22 protein-coding genes and 1 riboswitch are annotated in these 24,666 nt (G+C 72.0%); of the genes, 16 read left to right on the forward strand and 6 right to left on the reverse strand.

The window, feature by feature from the left end; genetic code table 11:
• The first annotated feature begins 47 nt into the window (after positions 1–47).
• The 9 genes from ACFV5H_RS17085 (at position 48) to ACFV5H_RS17125 (ending at position 10,437) form a co-directional block, all read left to right on the forward strand.
• Positions 48–1,112 carry a polyprenyl synthetase family protein gene (locus ACFV5H_RS17085; RefSeq protein ID WP_385058840.1) on the forward strand — a complete coding sequence of 355 codons (1,065 nt, stop codon included), beginning with the start codon at positions 48–50 and terminating at the stop codon, positions 1,110–1,112.
• Positions 1,113–1,229: 117 nt separating this feature from the next.
• Positions 1,230–3,275 carry a squalene--hopene cyclase gene (gene shc, locus ACFV5H_RS17090; protein WP_385058832.1) on the forward strand — a complete coding sequence of 682 codons (2,046 nt, stop codon included), beginning with the start codon at positions 1,230–1,232 and terminating at the stop codon, positions 3,273–3,275.
• Positions 3,275–4,081 (forward strand): 1-hydroxy-2-methyl-2-butenyl 4-diphosphate reductase, encoded by an 807-nt coding sequence (locus tag ACFV5H_RS17095; RefSeq protein ID WP_385058834.1) that lies wholly within the window; start codon positions 3,275–3,277, stop codon positions 4,079–4,081. Before shc ends, ACFV5H_RS17095 begins: the two co-directional genes overlap by 1 nt.
• A 5-nt stretch (positions 4,082–4,086) precedes the next feature.
• Entirely contained in the window at positions 4,087–5,109 is a 1,023-nt protein-coding gene (gene hpnH / locus ACFV5H_RS17100; protein WP_385058836.1) for an adenosyl-hopene transferase HpnH, read from the forward strand.
• Positions 5,110–5,113: 4 nt separating this feature from the next.
• Entirely contained in the window at positions 5,114–6,271 is a 1,158-nt protein-coding gene (ispG, locus tag ACFV5H_RS17105; RefSeq protein WP_385195522.1) for a flavodoxin-dependent (E)-4-hydroxy-3-methylbut-2-enyl-diphosphate synthase, read from the forward strand.
• Positions 6,272–6,299: 28 nt separating this feature from the next.
• On the forward strand, positions 6,300–8,213 hold the full coding sequence (dxs, locus tag ACFV5H_RS17110; protein WP_385195524.1) for a 1-deoxy-D-xylulose-5-phosphate synthase: 1,914 nt from the start codon (positions 6,300–6,302) through the stop codon (positions 8,211–8,213).
• Positions 8,210–9,613 (forward strand): aspartate aminotransferase family protein, encoded by a 1,404-nt coding sequence (locus ACFV5H_RS17115; RefSeq protein ID WP_385053343.1) that lies wholly within the window; start codon positions 8,210–8,212, stop codon positions 9,611–9,613. Before dxs ends, ACFV5H_RS17115 begins: the two co-directional genes overlap by 4 nt.
• Before the next feature lie 75 nt (positions 9,614–9,688).
• Positions 9,689–10,312 (forward strand): helix-turn-helix domain-containing protein, encoded by a 624-nt coding sequence (locus ACFV5H_RS17120; protein ID WP_385053340.1) that lies wholly within the window; start codon positions 9,689–9,691, stop codon positions 10,310–10,312.
• Positions 10,309–10,437, forward strand: coding sequence for a DUF6126 family protein (locus tag ACFV5H_RS17125; RefSeq protein WP_385053338.1), 129 nt, complete (start codon positions 10,309–10,311; stop codon positions 10,435–10,437). Before ACFV5H_RS17120 ends, ACFV5H_RS17125 begins: the two co-directional genes overlap by 4 nt.
• A 9-nt stretch (positions 10,438–10,446) precedes the next feature.
• Here the strand turns inward: ACFV5H_RS17125 and ACFV5H_RS17130 are convergent, their stop codons facing one another.
• On the reverse strand, positions 10,447–11,244 hold the full coding sequence (locus ACFV5H_RS17130) for a tyrosine-protein phosphatase (RefSeq protein ID WP_385053336.1): 798 nt from the start codon (positions 11,242–11,244) through the stop codon (positions 10,447–10,449).
• A gap of 171 nt (positions 11,245–11,415) precedes the next feature.
• Between ACFV5H_RS17130 and ACFV5H_RS17135 the strand changes: the two genes are divergently transcribed.
• The 4 genes from ACFV5H_RS17135 to ACFV5H_RS17150 all read left to right on the forward strand — a co-directional run bounded on the left by ACFV5H_RS17135 (position 11,416) and on the right by ACFV5H_RS17150 (position 17,206).
• Positions 11,416–13,503 (forward strand): alpha-galactosidase, encoded by a 2,088-nt coding sequence (locus ACFV5H_RS17135; protein ID WP_385195526.1) that lies wholly within the window; start codon positions 11,416–11,418, stop codon positions 13,501–13,503.
• 316 nt (positions 13,504–13,819) lie between these two features.
• A riboswitch (cyclic di-AMP (ydaO/yuaA leader) is annotated at positions 13,820–13,981 on the forward strand.
• A 4-nt stretch (positions 13,982–13,985) separates the two neighbouring features.
• Positions 13,986–14,927, forward strand: coding sequence for a peptidoglycan DD-metalloendopeptidase family protein (locus tag ACFV5H_RS17140; protein ID WP_385195528.1), 942 nt, complete (start codon positions 13,986–13,988; stop codon positions 14,925–14,927).
• Between the two features lie 205 nt (positions 14,928–15,132).
• The gene (locus tag ACFV5H_RS17145) at positions 15,133–15,918 is read left to right on the forward strand and encodes an SGNH/GDSL hydrolase family protein (protein ID WP_385195564.1); all 786 of its coding nucleotides are present in this window, start codon (positions 15,133–15,135) and stop codon (positions 15,916–15,918) included.
• Between the two features lie 94 nt (positions 15,919–16,012).
• Complete coding sequence (locus tag ACFV5H_RS17150) at positions 16,013–17,206, forward strand: MBL fold metallo-hydrolase (RefSeq protein WP_385195531.1); 1,194 nt, start codon at positions 16,013–16,015, stop codon at positions 17,204–17,206.
• 120 nt (positions 17,207–17,326) lie between these two features.
• Here ACFV5H_RS17150 and ACFV5H_RS17155 read toward each other — a convergent pair whose 3' ends face one another.
• The 5 genes from ACFV5H_RS17155 to ACFV5H_RS17175 all read right to left on the reverse strand — a co-directional run bounded on the left by ACFV5H_RS17155 (position 17,327) and on the right by ACFV5H_RS17175 (position 21,848).
• Positions 17,327–17,740 (reverse strand): class I SAM-dependent methyltransferase, encoded by a 414-nt coding sequence (locus ACFV5H_RS17155; RefSeq protein WP_385195533.1) that lies wholly within the window; start codon positions 17,738–17,740, stop codon positions 17,327–17,329.
• 242 nt (positions 17,741–17,982) lie between these two features.
• Positions 17,983–18,558, reverse strand: coding sequence for an ATP/GTP-binding protein (locus ACFV5H_RS17160; protein WP_385053304.1), 576 nt, complete (start codon positions 18,556–18,558; stop codon positions 17,983–17,985).
• Positions 18,559–18,584: 26 nt separating this feature from the next.
• Positions 18,585–18,953: a DUF742 domain-containing protein gene (locus ACFV5H_RS17165; protein WP_385053302.1), complete on the reverse strand. Its 369-nt coding sequence runs from the start codon at positions 18,951–18,953 to the stop codon at positions 18,585–18,587.
• Positions 18,950–19,351, reverse strand: a complete 402-nt coding sequence (locus ACFV5H_RS17170; RefSeq protein WP_385053299.1) for a roadblock/LC7 domain-containing protein — start codon at positions 19,349–19,351, stop codon at positions 18,950–18,952. Before ACFV5H_RS17170 ends, ACFV5H_RS17165 begins: the two co-directional genes overlap by 4 nt.
• A 1-nt stretch (position 19,352) precedes the next feature.
• Positions 19,353–21,848, reverse strand: coding sequence for a nitrate- and nitrite sensing domain-containing protein (locus ACFV5H_RS17175; RefSeq protein WP_385195535.1), 2,496 nt, complete (start codon positions 21,846–21,848; stop codon positions 19,353–19,355).
• Positions 21,849–22,322: 474 nt separating this feature from the next.
• Between ACFV5H_RS17175 and ACFV5H_RS17180 the strand changes: the two genes are divergently transcribed.
• The 3 genes from ACFV5H_RS17180 (at position 22,323) to ACFV5H_RS17190 (ending at position 24,488) form a co-directional block, all read left to right on the forward strand.
• A complete protein-coding gene (locus ACFV5H_RS17180) occupies positions 22,323–22,604 on the forward strand; it encodes a hypothetical protein (RefSeq protein ID WP_385195538.1) in 282 nt (93 codons plus the stop codon).
• A 103-nt stretch (positions 22,605–22,707) separates the two neighbouring features.
• Entirely contained in the window at positions 22,708–23,166 is a 459-nt protein-coding gene (locus tag ACFV5H_RS17185; protein WP_385053295.1) for an RrF2 family transcriptional regulator, read from the forward strand.
• A gap of 110 nt (positions 23,167–23,276) precedes the next feature.
• Positions 23,277–24,488 (forward strand): acyl-CoA dehydrogenase family protein, encoded by a 1,212-nt coding sequence (locus tag ACFV5H_RS17190; RefSeq protein WP_385195541.1) that lies wholly within the window; start codon positions 23,277–23,279, stop codon positions 24,486–24,488.
• Positions 24,489–24,666 lie beyond the last annotated feature (178 nt).

Below are 24,666 nucleotides of genomic sequence, written 5' to 3' on the forward strand. Positions count from 1 at the left end.
GTCCCCGCACCCCCGGTACCGCAACAAGAGGAGAGACTGTGCCCACTGTGCCCCCGGCCTCGCAGGCCGCTCGAAGGACCGCGGTGGACGTGTCCGCGCTCCTGGAGCGCGGGCGGACCCTGGCCACGCCGGTACTGCGGGCGGCCGTCGACCGCCTGGCACCTCCCATGGACACGGTCGCCGCCTACCACTTCGGCTGGATCGACGCCCACGGCCGGCCCGCGGACGGCGACGGAGGCAAGGCCGTGCGCCCCGCCCTCGCCGTGCTGTCCGCCGAGGTCACCGGAGCCGCTCCGGAGACCGGTGTCCCCGGCGCGGTCGCCGTCGAACTGGTCCACAACTTCTCGCTCCTGCACGACGACCTGATGGACGGCGACGAACAGCGCCGGCACCGCGACACCGTCTGGAAGGTGCACGGCCCCGCCCAGGCCATCCTGGTCGGCGACGCCCTGTTCGCCCTGGCCAACGAGGTGCTGCTGGAGCTCGGCACCGTCGAGGCGGGCCGCGCCACCCGCCGGCTGACCACCGCCAGCCGCTCGCTCATCGACGGCCAGGCCCAGGACATCTCCTACGAGCACCGCGACCGCGTCAGCGTCGAGGAGTGCCTGGAGATGGAGGGCAACAAGACCGGCGCCCTGCTCGCCTGCGCCAGCTCCATCGGCGCGGTGCTCGGCGGCGCGGACGACCGCACCGCCGACGCGCTGGAGAGGTACGGCTACCACCTCGGCCTCGCCTTCCAGGCCGTCGACGACCTCCTCGGCATCTGGGGCGACCCGGAGGCCACCGGCAAGCAGACCTGGAGCGACCTGCGCCAGCGCAAGAAGTCCCTCCCGGTCGTGGCCGCGCTCGCGGCGGGCGGCCCCGCCTCCGAGCGGCTCGGTGAGATCCTCGCCGCCGACGCCAAGAGCAGCGACTTCGCGAACTTCTCCGAGGAGGAGTTCGCGGCCCGTGCCGCCCTCATCGAGGAGGCCGGCGGCCGCGACTGGACCGCCGAAGAGGCACGCCGTCAGCACACCGTCGCCATCGAGGCCCTGCACGCCGTGGACATGCCCGACCGGGTGCGGGAGCAGTTCACGGCGCTCGCGGACTTCGTCGTCGTACGAAAGAGATGATCACTATCGGTCGAATAGCCCTCGCGTAGTCGCCGGCCGGCGCCCAGGGGAGAACGGCACCGGCCGACGGCGGACCCACAGCAGACACCACTCGCAGGACTGCACGAAGGGGAAGCCATGACAGCGACGACCGACGGAAGCACCGGGGCGGCCCTGCCGCCCGCGGTGACCGCGGCCAGCGAAAACGACACCGACATCCCCGAGGCGGCCGGGGTTCCCGACATCGCCGCCCGCGCCATGCGGCGCGCCACCGACTTCCTGCTGTCCCGCCAGGACGACCAGGGCTGGTGGAAGGGCGACCTCGAGACCAACGTCACGATGGACGCCGAGGACCTGCTGCTGCGTCAGTTCCTCGGCATCCGTGACGAGGACACCATCCGCGCCGCCGCCCTGTTCGTCCGCGGCGAGCAGCGCGAGGACGGCACCTGGGCCACCTTCCACGGCGGACCCGGCGACCTCTCCGCCACCATCGAGGCGTACGTCGCGCTGCGGCTGGCCGGCGATCCGCCCGACGCCCCGCACATGGCCAGAGCCTCCGCCTGGATCCGCGAGCGGGGCGGCATCGCCGCCTCCCGCGTCTTCACCCGGATCTGGCTGGCCCTGTTCGGCTGGTGGAAGTGGGAGGACCTGCCCGAACTCCCGCCCGAGCTGATCTGGTTCCCGTCCTGGGTGCCGCTCAACATCTACGACTTCGGCTGCTGGGCCCGGCAGACCATCGTGCCGCTGACGATCGTCTCCGCCAAACGGCCGGTGCGCCCCGCCCCGTTCCCGCTGGACGAGCTGCACACCGACCCGCACCGCCCCAACCCTCCCCGGCCGTTCGCCCCGGCGAGAAGCTGGGACGGCGCCTTCCAGCGGCTGGACAAGGCCCTGCACACGCTGCGCAGGGCCGTCCCGCGCCGGCTGCGCGGGGCGGCCGTGAACACCGCCGCCCGCTGGATCATCGAACGGCAGGAGAACGACGGCTGCTGGGGCGGCATCCAGCCCCCGGCGGTGTACTCGATCATCGCGCTGCACCTGCTCGGATACGACCTGAACCACCCGGTGATGCGCGCGGGCCTGGAGTCGCTGGACCGGTTCGCCGTGTGGCGCGAGGACGGGGCCCGGATGATCGAGGCCTGCCAGTCCCCGGTGTGGGACACCTGCCTCGCCACCATCGCGCTGGCCGACGCGGGCCTGCCCGCCGACCATCCGCAACTGGTCAAGGCCGCCGACTGGATGCTCGGCGAGCAGATCGTGCGGCCCGGCGACTGGTCCGTGCGCCGGCCCCATCTGCCGCCCGGCGGCTGGGCGTTCGAGTTCCACAACGACAACTACCCCGACATCGACGACACCGCCGAGGTGGTCCTCGCGCTGCGCCGGGTCAAGCACCACGACCCCGAGCGGATGGACAACGCGATCGGGCGCGGGGTGCGCTGGAACCTCGGCATGCAGTCGCGGAACGGCGCCTGGGGCGCGTTCGACGTCGACAACACCAGCCCGTTCCCCAACCGGCTGCCGTTCTGCGACTTCGGCGAGGTCATCGACCCGCCGTCGGCCGACGTCACCGCGCACGTCGTGGAGATGCTCGCCGTCGAGGGCCTCGCCCACGACCCGCGCACCCGGCGCGGCATCCAGTGGCTGCTCGCCGAACAGGAGCCCGACGGCTCCTGGTTCGGCCGCTGGGGCGTCAACTACCTCTACGGCACCGGCTCCGTGGTCCCCGCGCTGACCGCGGCCGGGTTCCCCGGCTCGCACCCGGCGATCCGGCGGGCCGTGGCCTGGCTGGAGAAGGTGCAGAACGACGACGGCGGCTGGGGCGAGGACCTGCGCTCCTACCGCCACGTCCGCGAGTGGAGCGGCCGCGGCGCCTCCACCGCCTCACAGACCGCCTGGGCGCTGATGGCGCTGCTCGCGGCGGGGGAGAGGGAGTCCAAGGCCGTCGAACGCGGCATCCAGTGGCTGGCGGACACCCAGCGCGAGGACGGCTCCTGGGACGAGCCGTACTTCACCGGCACCGGCTTCCCCTGGGACTTCTCCATCAACTACCACCTCTACCGGCAGGTCTTCCCGCTCACCGCGCTCGGCCGGTACGTGCACGGGGAGCCGTTCACCGGGAAACCGGTCGCGGCGAAGACCCAGGCCGGACCCGGACAGCCGCTCGCCGAGGCGAAGGGAAGCTGATGAGCCCCCAGCCCGCCCCGGCCCCGCTGCTGATCGCCTGCGCGCTCGGCATCGAGCAGTTCGCCCTGCGCAGGCGGGAGCGGGGCGTGTGGCGGAGGGGCGCGCCGGTGGCGAGGGCCCATGGGGGTCCTCCCGCGCGAGCGAAGCCGGGCGTGGGGGAGCGCGAAGGCCCCGACGAAGGAGGGGCTGAGCACGGGCGGGCCCTCGCCACCGGCTTTCAGCGCCCCGGAGCCGCACGGGACACGTGGAGCACCACGGGCGGGCCGGTCATCGTCCTGCGTACGGGCATGGGGCCGGCGGCGGCCGAGCGCTCCGTCACCCGGATGCTCACCGGCCCGGACCTGAACCGGGCGGCCGTCCTCGCCACGGGCTTCTGCGCCGGGCTCGCCCCCGGGATGCACCCCGGCGACCTGGTCGTCGCCGAGGAGACCCGGGACCCGCGCGGCAGCGTCCCGTGCGTGGGGACCGAACTGCTGGTGAAGGAGCTGGGGCGCGCGGTGCCCGGACGCACCGTCCACACCGGTCCGCTCACCGGCTCCGACCACGTCGTCCGCGGTCACGAACGGTCCGGTCTGCTCGCGACCGGGGCGATCGCGGTCGACATGGAATCCGCCGCCACGCTTCTGAGCGCCGTCCGGGTGGGCGAGCGCCCGGTTGCGGCCGTCCGGGTGGTCGTGGACGCTCCTGAACACGAACTCGTCCGGATCGGCACGGTGCGCGGTGGAATATCGGCTTTCCGCGTTCTTCGGTCCGTACTCCCGGCTTTCCAAGAATGGCACCGTTCCTTGCCGCTCCCCAGGAGGTGAGCCAGATGGCCATGCCGCTGCGTCAGTCCATCAAGGTCGCTACATACTTGGCCGAACAGAAGCTCCGCAGGCGGGACAAGTTCCCGCTGATCGTCGAACTGGAACCGCTCTTCGCCTGCAACCTCAAGTGCGAGGGGTGCGGCAAGATCCAGCACCCGGCCGGGGTGCTCAAGCAGCGGATGCCCGTCGCCCAGGCCGTGGGCGCGGTACTGGAGTCCGGGGCACCCATGGTGTCGATCGCCGGCGGCGAACCCCTGATGCACCCGCAGATCGACGAGATCGTGCGCCAGCTGGTGGCCAGGCGCAAGTACGTCTTCCTGTGCACCAACGCCATGCTGCTGCGCAAGAAGATGGACAGGTTCACCCCTTCGCCCTACTTCGCGTTCGCCGTGCACATCGACGGGCTGCGCGAGCGCCACGACGAGTCGGTGGCGAAGGAGGGTGTGTTCGACGAGGCCGTGGCGGCCATCAAGGAGGCCAAGCGGCGCGGCTTCCGGGTCACCACCAACTCGACCTTCTTCAACACCGACACCCCGCAGACCATCGTCGAGGTCCTCAACTACCTCAACGACGACCTGGGGGTCGACGAGATGATGATCTCGCCCGCCTACGCCTACGAGAAGGCCCCCGACCAGGAGCACTTCCTGGGCGTGGAGCAGACCCGGGAGCTGTTCAAGAAGGCCTTCGCGGGCGGCAACCGGCGCCGCTGGCGGCTGAACCACTCCCCGCTGTTCCTGGACTTCCTCGAGGGCAAGGTCGACTTCCCGTGCACCGCGTGGGCGATCCCCAACTACTCCCTCTTCGGCTGGCAGCGCCCCTGCTACCTGATGAGCGACGGCTATGTGCCGACGTACCGGGAGCTGATCGAGGACACCGACTGGGACCGGTACGGCCGAGGCAAGGACCCGCGCTGCGCCAACTGCATGGCGCACTGCGGCTACGAGCCAACCGCCGTCCTCGCCACCATGGGGTCCCTGAAGGAGTCGCTGCGCGCCATGCGCGAGACGGTCTCCGGGAACAGGGAGTGAGGCCATGACCGCTGTCTCCCTCGGGATGCCAGGGGTACCGCTGCCGACGCTCGCCGAGCGGCGCGCCGCTCGGCGGATCCAGGTGGGACCGGTGGCGGTCGGCGGCGGCGCCCCGGTGTCCGTGCAGTCGATGACGACCACGCGCACGTCCGACATCGGCGCCACGTTGCAGCAGATCGCCGAGCTCACCGCCTCCGGCTGCCAGATCGTCCGGGTCGCCTGCCCCACGCAGGACGACGCGGACGCGCTCGCCACCATCGCCCGCAAGTCGCAGATCCCGGTGATCGCCGACATCCACTTCCAGCCCAAGTACGTCTTCGCGGCCATCGAGGCCGGCTGTGCCGCCGTACGCGTGAACCCGGGCAACATCAAGCAGTTCGACGACAAGGTCAAGGAGATCGCCAAGGCGGCGAAGGACCACGGCACCCCGATCCGGATCGGCGTCAACGCCGGCTCGCTGGACCGGCGGCTGCTGCAGAAGTACGGCAGGGCGACCCCGGAGGCGCTCGTCGAGTCCGCCCTGTGGGAGGCGTCCCTCTTCGAGGAGCACGGTTTCCGGGACATCAAGATCTCCGTCAAGCACAACGACCCGGTGGTGATGATCAACGCCTACCGGCTGCTCGCCGAGCGGTGCGACTACCCGCTGCACCTCGGCGTGACCGAGGCGGGCCCCGCGTTCCAGGGCACCATCAAGTCGGCCGTCGCCTTCGGCGCGCTGCTCTCCCAGGGCATCGGCGACACCATCCGGGTGTCGCTGTCCGCGCCGCCGGTCGAGGAGGTCAAGGTCGGCATCCAGATCCTGGAGTCGCTGAACCTGCGCCGGCGCGGACTGGAGATCGTCTCCTGCCCCTCCTGCGGACGCGCCCAGGTCGACGTCTACAAGCTCGCCGAGGAGGTCACCGCGGGCCTGGAGGGCATGGAGGTACCGCTGCGCGTCGCCGTCATGGGCTGCGTCGTCAACGGCCCCGGCGAGGCCCGCGAGGCCGACCTCGGCGTCGCCTCCGGCAACGGCAAGGGGCAGATCTTCGTGAAGGGCGAGGTCGTCAAGACCGTCCCCGAGTCGAAGATCGTGGAGACGCTGATCGAGGAGGCGATGAAGATCGCCGAGCAGATGGAGAAGGACGGCATCGCGACGGGGGAGCCGGCCGTCACCGTGAGCTGAACAGCACGGAACCGAAGGGGGACCGAGCGTGACGATCCTGGAGAGCATCCGGCAACCACGCGACCTGAAGGCGCTGTCCGAGGCGGAACTCGGCGAACTGTCCCACGAGATCCGGGAGTTCCTGGTGCACGCGGTCGCCAGGACCGGCGGCCACCTCGGCCCCAACCTCGGGGTGGTGGAACTCACCGTCGCCCTGCACCGGGTCTTCGAGTCGCCCGTCGACCGCATCCTGTGGGACACCGGCCACCAGAGCTACGTCCACAAACTCCTGACCGGCCGCCAGGACTTCTCCAAGCTGCGCGGCAAGGGCGGCCTGTCCGGCTACCCCTCCCGCGAGGAGTCCGAGCACGACGTCATCGAGAACAGCCACGCCTCCACGGTCCTCGGCTGGGCCGACGGACTCGCCAAGGCCCGCCAGGTGCGGGGCGAGAAGGGCCACGTCGTCGCGGTGATCGGCGACGGCGCTCTCACCGGCGGCATGGCCTGGGAGGCGCTCAACAACATCGCCGCCGCCAAGGACCGCCCGCTGATCGTCGTCGTCAACGACAACGAACGCTCCTACGCCCCCACCATCGGCGGCCTCGCCAACCACCTCGCCACCCTGCGCACCACCGACAGCTACGAACGCGTGCTGGCCTGGGGCAAGGACGTACTCCAGCGCACCCCCGTGATCGGCCGCACCGTCTACGAGGCGCTGCACGGCGCGAAGAAGGGCTTCAAGGACGCCTTCGCCCCGCAGGGCCTCTTCGAGGACCTCGGCCTGAAGTACCTCGGCCCCATCGACGGCCACGACATCAAGGCCGTTCAGTCCGCGCTGCGCCGCGCCAAACGCTTCCACGGACCCGTCCTGGTCCACTGCCTCACCGAGAAGGGCCGCGGCTACGAACCCGCCCTCGCCCACGAGGAGGACCACTTCCACACCGTCGGCGTGATGGACCCGCTCACCTGCGCGCCGCTGGCCCCGTCCGGCGGACCGTCCTGGACCGACGTCTTCGGCGAGGAGATCGTCCGGATCGGCGAGGAACGCGAGGACGTGGTCGCGATCACCGCCGCCATGCTGCGCCCGGTCGGCCTCGGCGCCTTCGCCGAGCGTTTCCCGGACCGGGTGTGGGACGTCGGCATCGCCGAGCAGCACGCGGCCGTGTCCGCGGCGGGCCTGGCCACCGGCGGCCTGCACCCGGTCGTCGCCGTCTACGCCACCTTCCTCAACCGCGCCTTCGACCAGCTGCTGATGGACGTGGCGCTGCACCGCTGCGGGGTGACCTTCGTCCTGGACCGGGCGGGCGTCACCGGCGTCGACGGGCCCTCGCACAACGGCATGTGGGACATGTCCGTCCTCCAGGTCGTCCCCGGGCTGCGCATCGCCGCGCCCCGCGACGCCGACCAGCTCCGCGCCCAGCTGCGCGAGGCGGTCGCCGTCGACGACGCGCCCACCCTGCTCAGGTTCCCCAAGGAGTCCGTGGGCCCGTCGGTCCCCGCGCTGGACCGCGTCGGCGGCATGGACGTCCTCCACCGGGCGCCCGGCCCCGAGGTGCTGCTGGTGGCCGTGGGCGTGATGGCGCCCGTCTGCCTGAAGGCCGCCGAACTGCTCGAAGCGCGCGGCATCGGATGCACCGTGGTCGATCCCCGCTGGGTCAAACCCGTCGACCCGGCCCTCCCGCGGCTGGCCGCCGGCCACCGCATGGTGGCCGTCGTGGAGGACAACAGCCGTGCGGCCGGGGTCGGTTCGGCGGTGGCGCTGGCGCTGGGCGACGCCGGGACCGATGTGCCCGTACGGCGGTTCGGCATCCCGGAGCAGTTCCTCGCGCACGCCAAACGCGGCGAGGTGCTCGCCGACATCGGCCTCACCCCGGTCGAGATCGCCGGACGGATCAGCGCGGGCCTCACCGCCGGCGAAGAGCCGGCGCACCAGTCACCGGACCCACAGGAGCCCCAGGCATGACCACCGCGGAGTCGTCGCCCACCGGGGAGTTCGACCTCGGCGCGCTGCTGGCCGAGCGCGGAGCCGAGCGCTACGAGCTGCACACCCGGTACCTCAACCACCAGCTCCCGCGCATGCTGCACACCATCGGCTTCGACAAGGTCTACGAGCGTGCCGAGGGCGCCCACTTCTGGGACGCCGACGGCAACGACCACCTGGACATGCTCGCCGGGTTCGGGGTGATGGGCCTGGGCCGCCACCACCCCGTGGTCCGCAAGGCGCTGCACGACGTCCTGGACGCCTCACTCGCCGACCTCACCCGCTTCGACTGCCAGCCGCTGCCCGGCCTGCTGGCCGAGAAGCTCCTCGCGCACAGTCCCCACCTGGACCGGGTGTTCTTCGGCAACAGCGGCACGGAGGCGGTCGAGACCGCCCTGAAGTTCGCCCGGTACGCGACCGGCAGACCGCGCGTCCTGTACTGCGAGCACGCCTTCCACGGCCTGACCACCGGCTCCCTCTCCGTCAACGGAGAGTCCGGCTTCCGGGACGGCTTCGCCCCGCTGCTGCCCGACACGGCCGTACCGCTCGGCGACCTCGACGCGCTGGAGCGGGAGCTGCGCAGGGGGGACGTGGCCGCCCTGATCGTGGAGCCGATCCAGGGAAAGGGCGTGCACGAGGCCCCGCCCGGCTATCTGCGGGCCGCGCAGGAGCTGCTGCACCGGCACAAGGCGCTGCTGATCGCCGACGAGGTGCAGACCGGACTGGGCAGGACCGGCGACTTCTACGCCCACCAGCACGAGGAAGGCGTCGAACCGGACCTGGTGTGCGTGGCCAAGGCGCTCTCCGGCGGCTACGTACCGGTGGGCGCCACGATCGGCAAGGACTGGATCTTCAGGAAGGTCTACTCGTCGATGGACCGGGTGCTGGTCCACTCGGCCAGCTTCGGGGCCAACGCCCAGGCCATGGCGGCGGGCCTCGCGGTGCTGTCGGTCATGGAGAACGAGCGGATCGTCGCCCGCGCCCGCAGCACCGGCGAACTGCTGCGGACCCGGCTGGCCGCACTCACCGGGAAGTACGAGCTGCTCGCCGACGTCCGCGGCCGGGGCCTGATGATCGGCATCGAGTTCGGCCGGCCCCGGTCACTGAGACTGCGCTCACGCTGGACCGTGCTCCAGGCCGCCCGCAAGGGACTCTTCGCGCAGATGGTGGTCGTGCCGCTGCTGCAACGGCACCGCATCCTCACCCAGGTCTCCGGCGACCACCTGGAGGTGATCAAACTGATCCCGCCGCTGATCATCGACGAGGAGGACGTCAACCGGTTCGTGGACGCCTTCACCGCGGTGATGGACGACGCGCACGACGGCGGCCTGGTGTGGGAGTTCGGCAGGACCCTGGTGAAACAGGCGGTGACCGACCGCTGACCCCCGTGCCCGTACCGGGTTTGCCTCCGAGGCAAGGAAATTGCCCGTGGGGCAAATTCGGGGCTCAATGGAGGCATGAACTCCTCCGAGGCCGGGCCGCCGGCCGGACCGGCCGGCGCGCTCCCCGCGGTCGCACCGCAGCTGCGCGCCCTGCGGCGACGGGCCTCCCTCACGCTGGAGGCCGCCGCCCGTGACGCGGGTCTGTCGGCCGCCCACCTCTCCCGGCTGGAGACCGGACAGCGCCAGCCCTCGCTGCCGATGCTGCTCTCCCTCGCCCGTATCTACGGTACGACCGTCTCCGAGCTGCTCGGCGAGTCGGCCGCCGACCGGGACGCCGTGGTGCGCGCCGCCGACATGGAGTCCACGGCGGCGGGCGGCTGGACGTACTGGCAGGCCGGTGCCGCCGGGCGCGGCATGCAGGCCCTGCGGGTCCATGTGCCGCACGGCTCCCAGGGCGACATCGTGCGCGTCCACCCCGGCGAGGAATGGCTGTACGTCCTCAAGGGGCGGCTGCGGCTGCGCCTCGGGGACACCCTGCACCGGCTCGCCCCTGGCGACAGCGCGCACTTCGACTCGCTGACCCCGCACCGCATCGCCGCCGCCGACCCCGACGGGGTCGAGCTGCTGTTCGTCCACACCCTGCTGCAGAGTCCCACGGCCGCGCTGTGCCTGGGCCCGATCCACGGAGAAGCGACATGACCGGCAAAGACATGGAAGAGAAGTTCCCCCGGGCCCTGTGGGTGCGGCTGTTCGTCTACATCGTGGTGGGACACCTCTTCGCGGCCTTCATCTACTTCCTCTTCGAGATCGCGCCGAAGAAGTAGGCGCCCGCCTCAGTCGAGCAGGCGCTCACGCAGCCGCTCCCGGTCCTCGGGCGTGAGCCCGAGCGCCTGCTCCAGGTACGGCTCCACACCGCCCCAGGTCTCCTCGACGGTCTCGAAGGCCGCCGAAAGGTACTCCGCGCGCGCGTCGAACAGCGGGCTGAGCAGCTCCATGACCTCGGGGGAGTAGGCCGAGGCGGAGCTGCCGCTGCGCTGCACCTTGTAGCGGCGGTGCTTGGCGTTGGACTTCAGGTAGTCGTCGACGATCGCGTCGCGCTCGACGCCCACCGCGAGCAGCGTCACCGCCACCGACAGCCCCGCGCGGTCCTTGCCCGCCGCGCAGTGCATCAGCGCGGGGACGCTGTCCTCGGCGAGCGAGCGCAGCACCCGGGAGTGCTCGGCGGTACGCTCCTTGATGATCATGCGATAGGAGCTGATCATCCGGTCCGCGCCCTTGCCGTCGTCGAGGATCGAGCGCAGCTGCTCCAGATCGCCGTCGCGGACCATCTTCCAGAACTCGGCGCCGTCGGCCGGGTCGCTGAGCGGCAGGTTCACATTGCGCACACCCGGCAGCGCGACGTCCGGCCCCTCCAGCTTCTGGTCGGCCGCGTTGCGGAAGTCGAAGACCGTGTGCAGTCCGAGCGAGGACAGGAAGACGGTGTCCTCCGCGGTCGCGTGGGCGAGATGGCCGCTGCGGAACAGCACCCCGTGCCGCACCCGCCTGCCGTCGACGGTCGGCAGCCCGCCCACGTCGCGGAAGTTGCGCACTCCGGCCAGCTCGGGTTCGGTCGACGGCACCTGCTGCGTCACGAAGGACTCCTCCCACTCGGCGCCGCCGGCGGGGCTCGTCGACGGGCACGCCTCGACGATACGACATGCCTGCCTGGGGCAATGAGTTGTCCACAGGCATTGCCCGGCCGCCCCCACACCCCCGATGATGTTGGTGTCTGATCGCATCTGTTCGGGTCTGTTGGAGGTTCGGTGACGCAGGTCTCCCAAGACGGTCGTACATGGCTCCTGTCGGGGCCGGCCAGCAGCTACGCGCTCCATGTCACGGACCGCGACGAGCTGGTGCATCTGCACTGGGGCCCGAGGATCACGCCGGCCGACGCGGAGGCCCTCGCCGCGCGCCCGCTGCCGGACGACTGGCCGTTCGAGTCCCGTCTGGACGGGCGCGAGGAGTACCCGGTCGAGGGCGGCCCCCGTTTCGTCCGGCCCGCCCTGTCCGTACGCACCGCCGACGGGCGGCGCGGCACCGAATGGGCCTTCGACGGCCACGAGACGGACGACGGCGAAACCGACGACGGTGAACTCCGTCTCCGCTTCCGCGACGGCGAGCTGACCGTGACCCTGCACTACCGGATGCGCGACGACGTGCTCGAACGCTGGGTGACCCTGCACAACCGGGGACCCGCGGTCGAGCTCCTGCGCGCCGACTCCGCCACCTGGACCCTGCCCGAGCGCGAGCACTGGCGGCTGTCCCAGCTCCACGGCCGCTGGGCCGCCGAGTCCCGGCTGACCCGCTCCCCGCTCACCTACGGCGAGAAGGTCATCGGCAGCCGCCGCGGCCACACCGGACACCAGCACCTGCCCTGGGTCGCGCTCGACACCGACGCGACCGAGGAACGCGGCGAGGTCTACGGCTGTGCCCTCGGCTGGTCCGGCTCCTGGCGCATCTCGGTCGCCCAACTCCCCGACGCGCGCGTGCAGATCACCGGCGGCGCGGGACACGACGACTCCGGCCTGCTGACGCTGGGCACGGAGGAGACGTACGTCACACCGCTCTTCGCCGGTCTGTGGAGCGACGGCGGCTTCGGCGGCGCCAGCCGCGCCTGGCACGCCTACCAGCGGACGCACGTCGTCCCGGACGCGGACCGGGACCGGCCCGTGCTGTTCAACTCCTGGGAGGCCACCGGGTTCGACATCTCCGAGGAGCAGCAGCGGGGGCTCGCGGCGCGGGCCGCCGCGATGGGCGTCGAACTGTTCGTGGTCGACGACGGCTGGTTCGGGGCGCGTACGAGCGACCGGGCCGGGCTCGGCGACTGGACGCCCAACCCCGACCGCTTCCCCGGCGGCCTGAAACCCCTCGCCGACCATGTGCACGGGCTCGGGATGAAGTTCGGCATCTGGGTCGAGCCGGAGATGGTCAACCCCGACAGCGACCTGTACCGCGCGCACCCCGACTGGGTGCAGTTCCAGCCGGGCCGCCGGCGCACGGAGTTCCGCAACCAGCTGGTGCTCAACCTCGCGCGGGACGATGTGCGGGAGTACCTCTGGGAGCAGCTCGACGGACTGCTCTCCGGCGTCCCCGTCGACTATGTGAAGTGGGACTTCAACCGCTGCTCCACCGACGCCGGGTGGCCGGACGACCCGTACCCGCAGCGGCTGTGGACCGATCATGTGCGCGGCCTGTACGCGCTGCTGGACCGGTTGCGGGCGGCCCATCCGGACGTGGCCTTCGAGTCCTGCTCGGGCGGCGGCGGACGGATCGACCTGGGGGTCCTCTCCCGTACCGACCAGGTGTGGACCTCGGACAACACCGACCCGCTCGACCGGCTCGCCGTCCAGCACGGCTTCAGCCAGCTCCACCCGGCCCGGGTGATGGCCGCCTGGGTCACCGACAGCCCGAACGCGATGCTCAACGGACGGGTCAGTTCGCTGCGCTTCCGGTTCGTCAGCGCCATGGCCGGGGTGCTCGGCGTCGGCGGCGACCTCGCGCGGTGGACCGGGGAGGAGCTCGCCGAGGCGCGGGAGTGGGTCGCGCTCTACAAGGAGATCCGGCCCGTCGTCCAGCGCGGCGACCTGTACCGGCTGCGGCCCCCGGAGGGCGGACTGAGCGCGGTGCAGTACGTCCTCGGCGACGAGACCGTCGTCCTCGCCTGCCTCCAGGCGCAGCACTACGGAGAGCCCGTCCCGGCCCTCCGGCTGCGCGGCCTCGACCCGGAGGCGTCGTACGAATGCCGCGAAACCGGTGAAACGTACCGAGGCGCCCTCTTGCTGCACCACGGGCTGCGCACCGGTCTGCGGGGAGATCTGGACGCCGCGGTGGTGCGGCTGCGGCGCCTGTGATCGGGCGATTAGGGCGTTCTGTCCGATTAGGTGGATTCGCCATAACGTGCCCCGAAAGAAAGGGAGATGGGAAAGGGGTGCGTGAGCAGCGTCATATCCGTGACGATGTGTTGTCGCCATGTTCACGTAATTCCGTGGAACGACAAGGGAATTCGCGGGGGAAAGGGAATCCCGGCTGACGCTCGGTGACGTCAATTCCTCCTTTGGATCACGGAAAAACGCGTTCGCGGTGAACCTCGCGCTTGTCCCCTCGCGTCCGGGTCGCTTACGTTCGCCACCGATCCGGACGGACGCCCAATCCTGCCGCCGCCCGGAGCCCGTACACACACTGACCCGTGCACGGCAGGAGCGGGGGACCCACAGGTACCACTGCCTGTTCCGGTTCCCGGAACGGCTTGGGGTTAAGTCGCGTGACAACGCGGCCGGGCATCTCCAGCCCGAACCCGACAGCTCACCTCGCAGGCGCCGGAGAGGAATTCGACATGCCCGCGAAGGGTAAGCACCGCCGTACCAAGGCCCAGCGTTTCACCCGCTCCATCGCCGTCGCCGGAACCGGTGGCGCCGCACTCGCCCTGCCGCTTCTCGGCGCCACCGGCGCGCACGCCGCCACGCCGCAGACCGCCCCCGAAAAGGCCGTCCAGTCCCTTTCCGCCGCCGGCCAGAAGACCGTCGCCGAAAAGGGCGACGAGGCCCGCACGTACACCGTGAAGGCCGGCGACTACCTCGCGAAGATCGCCGAGACGGAGCACGTCGACGGTGGCTGGAAGCAGCTCTACACGGACAACCGCGAGGCCATCGGCGACGACCCGTCGCTCATCCACCCCGGCCTGAAGCTCTCCGTCGACGGCGGGGCCGCCACGAGCGCACCGGAGAAGTCGTCCGCCACGGAGGCCCCGGCGACCCCGCAGGCCTCGGAGCAGGAGGCCGAGAAGCCGGCGGAGCAGCCCGCCGAGCAGCCCTCCTCGGACGCCTCCGCCCAGACCGCGAGCACCGACCAGGCCGCGAGCGCCTCCGGTTACAGCTCCCCGGTGCCCGGCGCCGGCGGTCTCGGCACCGCCTACAAGGTGGCCGGCAGCATGTGGTCCAGCGGCTACCACACCGGCGTCGACTTCAGCGTCCCGACCGGCACCTCCCTGAAGGCCGTCGGCGCGGGCACCGTCGTCTCCGCCGGCTGGGGCGGCGCGTACGGCAACCAGGTCGTCATCAAGCTCGAAGACGGCTACTACGCCCAGTACGCCCACCTGTCCTCGCTGTCCGTCTCGGCCGGCCAGACCGTCACCGCCGGCCAGCAGGTCGGCCTCTCCGGTGCGACCGGCAACGTGACCGGCCCGCACCTGCACTTCGAGATCCGCACCACCCCGGACTACGGCTCGGACGTGGACCCGGTCTCCTACCTCCGCTCCAAGGGCGTCTCCATCGGCTGATCCCCGCGGCGACCTTCCTGACACGCGCGCCGAAGGCCGGACCCCGATCCCCGGGGCCGGCCTTCGGCGTATTCCGGAATTGGCCAACATTTTGAGAGTGTCTTATCTCACCGCCCGTCAACCCTTCCTTACGGTCGCGTAGGTCACATTCGAAGGTGAATCATGAGCGGTTGTGGCAGACGATTCGAAGAGTGACAGCAGAGCAGTGATCGGGTCGTACGTGGCGGTGGGGGACAGCTTCACCGAGGGCGTCGGCGACCCCGGCCCCGACGGGGCGCTCGTCGGCTGGGCCGACCGGTTCGCCGTGCTTCTCGCGGACCTCCGGCCCGAGGGCGACTTCGCGTACACCAATCTCGCCGTACGCGGAAAGCTCCTGGACCAGATCGTGGCGGACCAGCTTCCGAAGGCGGTCGAACTCGCCCCCGACCTGGTCTCGTTCTGCGCGGGCGGCAACGACATCCTCCGCCCCGGCAGCGACCCGGACGAGGTGGCCGAGCGGTTCGAGCGGGCGATCGCCGCGCTCACGGCCGTGTCCGGCACGGTGATGGTGACGACCGGGTTCGACACCCGCGGCGTGCCCCTGCTGAAGCACCTGCGCGGCAAGATCGCGACGTACAACGGGCATGTGCGGGCCGTAGCCGACCGTTACGGCTGCCCCGTCCTCGACCTGTGGTCCCTCAGGAGCGTCCAGGACCGCAGGGCCTGGGACGCCGACCGGCTGCACCTGTCGCCGGAGGGGCACACCCGCGTCGCGCTCCGCGCCGGGCAGGCCCTCGGCCTGGACACCCCCGCCGACCCGGAACAGGCCTGGCCGCCCCTGCCGCCCCGCGGCACCCTCGACATCCGGCGGGACGACGTCCACTGGGCCCGCGAGTACCTGGTGCCGTGGATCGGCCGCCGGCTGCGCGGGGAGTCGTCGGGCGACCACGTGATCGCCAAGGGGACGCTGTCGCCGGACGACATCAAGGTGCGGATCGCCGCGGTGGCGTGAGGGCCGTTCTTCCGGCCGCGGCCGTATCCGGCACCGCGGTGCCGGACACGGCCGCTCATAATGGAATGTCTGACCGACTCCACTTGGAGGTACCGTGGCCGGTTCCCGTTCCCAGAGCTCCGGGCTGCGCGCCCTGCGGCCCGTGGCCTTCGGCGCGGACCCGAGTGGCGAGCGCATGGCACGCATCCGCAGATCCCCGCACTTCAAGGACGGCGTGTTCCAGAATCCCGGGGGCGCCGCCCGGACCCGCCCGTCGGGGTCGGTGCGGGACCTGGCGAAGACCTATGTCGACAAGGAATCCCGGATCCGCCGCGCCCCCGAGGGCACCGTCCCGGTGCACCCGACCACCCTGGCCGACATCTCCCGTCCGCCGGCCACCGGGCTGCGCCTGACCTGGATGGGCCACTCCAGCGTGCTCGCGGAGATCGACGGACACCGGGTCCTGTTCGACCCCGTGTGGGGTGAGCGCTGCTCACCGTTCCCCTTCGCCGGACCCAGGCGGCTGCACCCCGCCCCGCTGCCGCTGACCGCACTCGGCCCGGTCGACGTCGTCGTGATCTCCCACGACCACTACGACCACCTGGACCTGCCCACGATCAAGGCGCTGGCCGGCACGGACACCCTGTTCGCCGTGCCCCTCGGCGTCGGCGCGCACCTGGAACGCTGGGGCGTGTCCGCCGGACGGCTGCGCGAGCTGGACTGGCACGAGACGACGAAGATCGGCGGGCTCGCCCTCACCGCCACCCCGGCCCGCCACTTCTGCGGCCGGGGCCTGCGCAACACCCAGCACACCCTGTGGGCCTCCTGGGTCGCCGCGGGCGAGGAGCACCGGATCTACCACAGCGGTGACACCGGCTACTTCGAGGGCTTCAAGGACATCGGCACCGACCACGGCCCGTTCGACGCCACGATGGTCCAGGTCGGCGCGTACTCGGACTTCTGGCCCGACATCCACATGACGCCCGAGGAAGGCGTCCGGGCCCATCTCGACCTGCAGGGCGGCGAGGCGGCCGGCGTGCTGCTGCCCATCCACTGGGGCACCTTCAACCTGGCGCCGCACGCGTGGGCGGAGCCGGGGGAGTGGATGAAGGACGCGGCCGAGGAGGTGGGCCAGGCGGTGGCGTTCCCGCGGCCGGGCGAGCCGTTCGAGCCGGCGGGCGAGTTGCCCGGGGAACCGTGGTGGCGGGCGGTGTCCGGTCCGATCGCGCACCCGTGGCGGCGTCCGCGGGGTGCCGGTGCCGCGGCCGAGATGAGCAGCGGTGATCTCGACCTCGCCGGCGAGCGGTGACGCCGGTCGGGGGCGGGACGGCCCGGATGCCGGAGCGTCTGCCGGCTGAGGAACCGGATCGTTTGCCGCGGGCCTCGGACGGGGCGCCCCGCGCTGAGCGCGAAGCCACTGCTCGGCGATTCAGGCCCTTGCCGTCCTTGGACGGCCCTGGCGGCAGGGCATGTGGCTTGCCGCGGCGGGGGAGGGCAGGAAGTTCAGGACCAGGCCGTTGACGGCCGCGTCGCACGCCTCGTCGCGTACGGGCAGCGCCATCGCGTCGGCCACGACGAAGTGCGCGGGCGAGGAGACGGACGCCCGTGCGTGGGCGCCGAACCCCTCCGACCGGTCGACTCCCACCACCGTGCGGGGTCGGCAGCGGGCTGCCACCGTGGCCGTCAGACCGCCCGCCCCGCAGCCCACGTCCAGCCACCGCAGACCGTCGGCGGCGTCGAGCCAGGCGCCGAACCGCTCGGCGACGGGGTGGCTCCAGCGGCCCATGTACCGCTCGTAGGCGGCCCCGGCCGACCACCCGTCGTACCGCTGCTGCTCTCGCACCCGTCCAGGATCCCGGCCCCGCAGCCCCGCAGCCCCGCCGGCCGCGGCCACGCCGACGTCGTTCGACGACTCCTGGTTCCCCGACGCCTGCCCAGGGGCGCAGGCCCGTCTTGACCTGCGGGGAAGCGGCCCGGGGAGGGGGAACACCGAAGCGCTGCCGGAGTGCCGGCGGTGCGGGCATCCCCGGGCCCCGGCCACGGGACAGGTCGCGAGGTCCTGAGCGTTCTTCGACGGGGCCGGACCTACAGCGCTGCCCCGCGCCGGGTCTCCACCGCCAGAACGTGTTCGACCGCCTGGATCAACGTCTCCTTCACCGAGGCGCGCAGGCGGGCGTCGCAGAGCAGGACCGGTACGTGCGGGCCCAGCGCCAGCGCCTGGCGTACCGTCTCCGCCGGGTACTGGCGGGCGCCCTCGAAACAGTTGACGGCGACCACGAACGGCAGCCCGCTGCGCTCGAAGTAGTCGACGGCCGGGAAGCAGTCGGGCAGCCGTCGGGTGTCGGCCAGGACGACCGCGCAGAGCGCCCCGGCGGCCAGTTCCTCCCACATGAACCAGAAGCGGTCCTGGCCAGGGGTGCCGAACAGGAAGAGCGCGAGACGGTTGTGGATGGTGATCCGGCCGAAGTCCAGGGCCACCGTGGTCGTGCCCTTCCGTTCGACACCCGACAGATCGTCCACGTCGATACCGGACCGTGTCAGCGTCTCCTCCGTGTGGAAGGGGAGGATCTCGCTGACCGTGGAGACCAACGTGCTCTTCCCCACCCCGAAGCCCCCTGCCACCAGGATCTTCGCGGCGTCCGGCAGCTCTGTCCGTGACATGGCGGGCTTGCCTTTCCGTCTCGTACTCACAGTGCGCGCAGTCCTTCGAGTACTTCTCTGATCATCCGGACGCTGGGCCGCGCCGCCGGGTCGGCGGGCTGCCGCACCCGGATGGCCCGGGCGTTGAAGAGGTCTCCGAGCAGCACGCGTACGACTCCCACCGGCAGGTTCATGCGCGCCGCCACCTCACCCACCGGGCGCGGGCTGCGGCAGAGGGCGAGGATCGCCCGGTGCTCGGGCTGCGTCTCCACCTCGTGCTGGAGGGTGTCGACCGTCGCGACCACGAAGGCCACCAGGTCGAAGAAATAGCCCTCGTTGCGGGTCCGTCCCCGCACCATGGCGTACGGGCGGACGACCGGGCCGGCCGCCTCGTCCACCCATTGAGCGTTGGTCATCGTGACTCGACCGACATGTGGAAGCCGAGGCGTTTGACCAGCATGGCCATCTCGTAGGCGACGACGCCGATGTCCGCGCCCTGGCGGGTCAGCGCCGTCAGACAGGAGTTGTCGCCCGCCGCGCACACGAACAGGAAGCCGCCCTCCATCTCCACCATGGTCTGGAGCACCGCGCCGCCGCCGAAGTGGCGCCCGGCGCCCTTGGCGAGGCTGTGGAAGCCGGAGGCGACCGCGGAGAGCCGCTCGGCCTGGTCGCGGTCGAGTGCCTCGGAGGCGCCGAGCAGCAGCCCGTCCGTGGACAGCAGGACGGCGTGGCCGATCTCCGGCACCGTGCGCACCATGTCGCTCAGCAGCCAGTCGAGCTGGGAGCCCGTCTCGGACGGGACGACCTGGGTCATGTCAGTCACGCTTTCTGGGAGTGGGGGTGGGGATGTGGGCCGGGAAGGCGGCGTGCGCGTCGTGGCCGAGCGCGTCGCCACGCGGCCGGCCGGCCGGGTCGCCGGGGGCCGCGTACTGCTCGACCCGGGCGCGGGCCGCGCCCGCCTGGAGGGCGGACATCATCGAACGGACCTGGTCGGGGCGTTCGGCCGGGCGGGGGTGGGGGACGGCGGGACCGCGCGTCGCAGTTCCGGCCGGTGCCGGTGCCGGTGCCGGTGGGCCGACGCGTCGCTCGTAGTCGGTACGGCCCCAGTCCATGAGCTGTCCGCGACCGCCGGTACCGCCGCTCGAGGTGGCCTCGTCCGAGAGGTTCGCCTGGGGTACGCGGACCGGGAGGCCGTCGATCATGCCGCCCTGCGCGGGGGCCGGGGTGGGGTGGGGGCGTGCCGGGGCCGGTGCGGGTCGGGACGGGGATGCCACCGGGGCGGGGGCGGAGGCCGGGGCCGTCACCCGGGCCGGAGCCGCGTGAGCCCGCGCGGGTGCCGGTGGGCCCGTGGGAGTCGGGGCCAGGGCCTCGCGGGTCGGCGGAGCAGGCGGGGCCGGGGGCTCCGCCGGGGGCTGGGTCCACTCCAGCAGGTCGTCCGGGATGAGGACCACCGCGTTGACACCGCCGTAGGGCGAGCGGCGCAGGGTCACCTCGATGCCGTGGCGGTGGGCCAGGCGGCCCACGGTGACCAGGCCGAGGCGGGTGCTGTCCAGGGTGGTCACGTCCAGCGGTGCGCCGAGGCGCCGGTTGGCCGCCTCCAGTTCCTCCGGCGGCATGCCGAGGCCGCGGTCGTCGATCTCGATGACCAGGCCGCTGGCCGCCTTGCCCGCGCTGACCCGGACCTCGCTGTCGGAGGGCGAGAACACCTCCGCGTTCTCGATGAGTTCGGCGAGCAGGTGGATGACGTCGGCGGCGGCACGGCCCTGGATGCCCACCGTCGGCACGGGCAGTACGACGACCCGCGCGTACTGTTCGGTCTCCGCGATGCCGCCGCGGACGACGTCCACCGCGGGGACCGCCCGGCGCCAGAACCGGCCCGGCGCGGAACCGGAGACGATCAGCAGGCCTTCGGCGTAGCGCCGCATGCGGGTGGCGAGCTGGTCGAGTTCGAAGAGCCGGTCCAGGGTGTTGGCGTCCTCCTCGTGGCGTTCCATCACGTCGAGCAGACTGAGCTGCCGGTGGATGAGGACCTGGCTGCGGCGGGCGAGGTTGGTGAAGAGCTGGTTGATGCCCTGGTGCAGGCGGACGTCCTCCCGGGCGAGGTCCACGGCGGTGCGCTGCAGCGCGTCGAAGGCGGCCCCGAGCTCCGCCATCTCCCGGTTGACGAAGACGGGGCTCTTCGTTCCGGTGCGGACGTCCACCGTCTCGCCGCGGCGCAGTCGGCCCACGACGTCGCGGAGTTTGTCGTCGGTGAGGTTGCGCGAGGAGGTGTTGAGGCGGTTGATGTCGCCGACGAGGGAGCGTGCCATGCGGATCGACATCACGACGGAGACGATGAGCGAGGCGAGGCTGAGCGTTCCCGCGACGGCGAGTTCGACGAAGGCGCGGTGAGCCGGGGGGCCGGTGAGGGTGAAGACCAGGTGGATGTAGTCGAGGGCGGTCGTGCCGTTCACCTTGGCCGCCGCGTCGTAGGCGGCACGCCACTGCGCGATGGTGAAGGGGAGTGTGCGGGCGGTCGGGCCCGCGTCGATGAGACTGTCCTCCAGGGCGGTGACCTCGGCCATGGCCCCGCCGGGCGCGGCGAGTTCCAGGAACGGCTTGCGCTGGGCGGCGGGCAGCCGGGCGAGCACCTCGGCGCTCAGCAGCCGTCGGGCGCCGATGGTCTGGACGAGGGTGCGGTAGGCGGTGGCGCTCAGCCGGCGGTCGGGGGTGGCGGCGGTGGCCGAGATCAGCGCGTCCTCCTGGGAGAGGAGGTCGCCTGCGGGCACCTGGGTGTAGAGGGCCTGGCCGAACTCCTGGGCGTCCTGGTCGGGGAGGATCGTCATGGCGCGCAGCGCCTCGGCGATGTCGTCGTTGACGCTGGTGTAGGCGGCCATGATCTGGTCCGGCGAGCTGGTGCCCGTGTCGGTCCCGCGCCGGATGTCGCTCAGGGTGGCGAGGGACTTCTCGGCGCGTTCGACGCCCTCGCGCACCGAGTCGCTCTCCGCGTCGCGGACCTCGTCGTCGTGCGCCTCCTTCAGGAACGCCGCTATCGCCGCGTCGCTGGCCGCGCGCCCTGCGGCCGGCGACGCGGGGTCGCCGTCCGGCGCGGTGGCCGCCACGACCGCGTCGCGCCGTTCGCTCTGGAGGGCTATCACGGTTCGGCCGAGGGGTGCGGCGAGGTGGTTGCCGATGGTGTCGACGCGCGAGAGGGTCAGCGCGTTGCCGAGGGCCAGGTGGGCGGCGTAGCCGCAGAGCGCGGCCAGTGACACCAGCGGGAGCAGGAGGAGCGCGGTGAACTTGCGGCGGATGGACCAGCCCTGACGTTTCATTGAGGCCCTGTCGAGTAGCGCGGTGGCGCGCGGCTGTCGGCGAACGGATGAAGTACTTCCGCGACGCGGAGAGCGCCTTCTCCACGGCATGAAGGAGATGTGCGGCTCGTGTGCGGGCCGAGTGAAAAGGAGCTCATGACCATGGCGGGATCCCCACGTCCTGATCATGCTAGAGCGGACCTGACGGGCTGTTATTTAATATTGTCCGACATTTTCGTTAACACGGAAGGGCCCGCTGTCGCGCCGCTCATGCGGAATGCGGCCCGGGTTCCGGCCGACGCCGTGACGACGCCGCCGCCCCACGTCCTTCGGGCACGCGAACGGTTCCGTGCCGCGTCGGCCCCCGGCGGTTCGGACCGCCGCCAACCTTCGGGGAAGCGCTGGGAGCTGCCGTCCGTACGCGTATCGCGGCGCTGGGGACGTACGGTTCCGCCAAGCTCGGAAGAGCACTGTCCCCGGACCGTGGTGGGGGCCATGGCCGTCACGTACTTGATGCCCGCCCGGCTGCCCGAGGGAGGCCTGGGTGCCTTCGACGCTTGTGAAAGCGCCGTTCTGCCCCTCCTCGCCGCGTACGGAGGACGTCCCGGGCGACGGCTGCGCACTCCGGACGATCAGGTCGAGGCCCGTCTCATGACCTTTCCCGCCAGTGGGGATCTCGCCGCCTACCGGGCGGCCCCCCGGCGTTCCGCCGCCGCACCACTGCTGGAACCGTCCGGGGCGGCGGTCGAACTGCCCGCGGTCCGCGACGTGCCGTGACGGTGTGCGGCGTCAGGGGGACCCGTACCCGCGCAAGAGGCGGGAAAGGAGCCGTCCGCGCCGGCCGGCCGGGCACCGTGCGGCCTTGCTGGATAATGCGGGTATGCGGATCTCGGCCAGGGCGGACTATGCGGTGCGTGCCGCGCTGCAACTCGCTGCGGCCCCGGAGGGCTGTCCGCTCACCGCGGAGGCGATCGCCGACGCCCAGGGGATCCCGCACAAGTTCCTGGAGGGCATCCTCAACGACATGCGCCGGGACGGTCTGGTGCTGAGCCGGCGCGGTGCCAACGGCGGTTACCGGCTGGCCGCGCCGGCGGACGGCATCAGCATCGCGGACGTCATCCGGGCCGTCGACGGCCCGCTGGTGTCGGTGCAGGGGGTGCGCCCGCCCGACCTGTCGTACACCGGCCCGGCCACCGCCCTGCTCCCGCTGTGGATCGCCCTGCGCGCCAACGTACGGCAGATCCTGGAGGGCGTGTCCCTCGCGGACGTCGTCTCGGGCCGGCTGCCCGAAGAAGTCGTGCGGCTGGCAGACGCCCCGGCGGCCTGGACGAACCCGTAGTCGTCCCGTTCCGTGGGACGGTCATGTCCGTTTGGCGGATGCGCCCTTGCCCGGTACCCGCCACTCCCACAGGATGATTCCCTATCAATCCAATAGGGAAATGGGGAATCGTGGGTGAGCCGGAGGTGACCACCGAGGCCGGGGACTTCTGGCACCGCGTCGCCGATGAGGTCGCCGACGATCTCGCCATGGACGCGATCGACCGCGAGCGGGCCGGTAAACCACCCTTCGACGAGGTCGAGCGGCTGCGGGAATCCGGGCTGCCGGCCGTGCTCGCCCCTCCCGCGCCGGACGGACGGGGGATGGGCTGGCGCGACGCCTCCGCCGTCGTCCGCCGTATCGCCGCCGCCGACGGCTCGGTCGGTGAACTGCTCGGCCGTCACTACGTGTTGTCCTGGAGCGCCCGCTTCTTCGCCACCCCGGAGCACGCCGCCGAGCTGGAGGCGCGCGCGGCACGGGAGCAGTGGCTCTGGGCGGGCGAGACCGCCGCACCCGAACCGCTTCCCCGGGGTGAGCTGCCGGGCCCCACGCTCACCCCCACCGCCGACGGCGGCCACCTCGTCCTCGACGGGCACCGCGCCCTGCCCGCCGCGGTCGACGAGGCCGACCGGCTGGTCCTGGACGCCGTCTGCTCCGTCACGCACGAGCCGGTCGTCGTGGTCGTGGACGCGCGGCATCCGCGAGTCGGCCGCGAACTGTCGCACGACCGGTTCGGCCAACGGCTCACCGGTGCGGGCACCGTCCACTTCGACGGCGTACCGGTCGCCGCCGCCGACGTGCTGGGCCCCGCCGGCCGTGACGAGGACATGGCCCCGCCCCACACCACGCTCGCCCCGCTCGCCCTCGGTCTCATGCTGACCCAGGTCGCGCTGGGCGTGGCCGAGGGAGCCCTGGCGGAGGCCAGGGACCTCAGCCGTTCCGCGCGCCACGCCCGGCCGCCGCACGACGAGGCCGATCTCCTGCTGGCCTACGGAGAACTCGCCCTCGCCCTCCACACCGCCTCGGCGGTGACCGACCGCGCGACCGCGGCCATGGCGGACGCCCTCGTGGCGGGGCGAGGGCTCGACCACGAGCGGCGCGCCGACACGGCCGCCCAGGTGGCGATGGCCGGCACGGTCACCGCCAGGGCCGCCCTCCTCACCGGCGAGCGCGTGCCGGCCCTCACCGACGCGGACGGCGCCGACCGGTTCTGGCGCAACGTCCTGGCGCTGGTGGACCGCGGCCCCACCGGTCCCACCATGCGGGCCATCGGCGACCACTACCTGAACACCGTACGGCGTGACGCACCCTTCCCGTCCCGACCGAACGGTGACGGTGAGTGATGTTCTGGCCGGAGGGGTGGGGTGTGGTGACGGCGGTCGAAAGTGTCCGCCCCGCCGGCCCCGGACGGCCGACGGGCGCACGGACAGGGCTCGGGCGGCCGGGAGTCCTTCTCCCTTCGCGGATTCGCGGCGACCGCTTGTGACCAGCCTCGATCGCTCCTTGTCCACTCCTGATCCC

It is taken from the genome of Streptomyces sp. NPDC059787 (assembly GCF_042732315.1).
Lineage (GTDB): Bacteria > Actinomycetota > Actinomycetes > Streptomycetales > Streptomycetaceae > Streptomyces > Streptomyces atrovirens.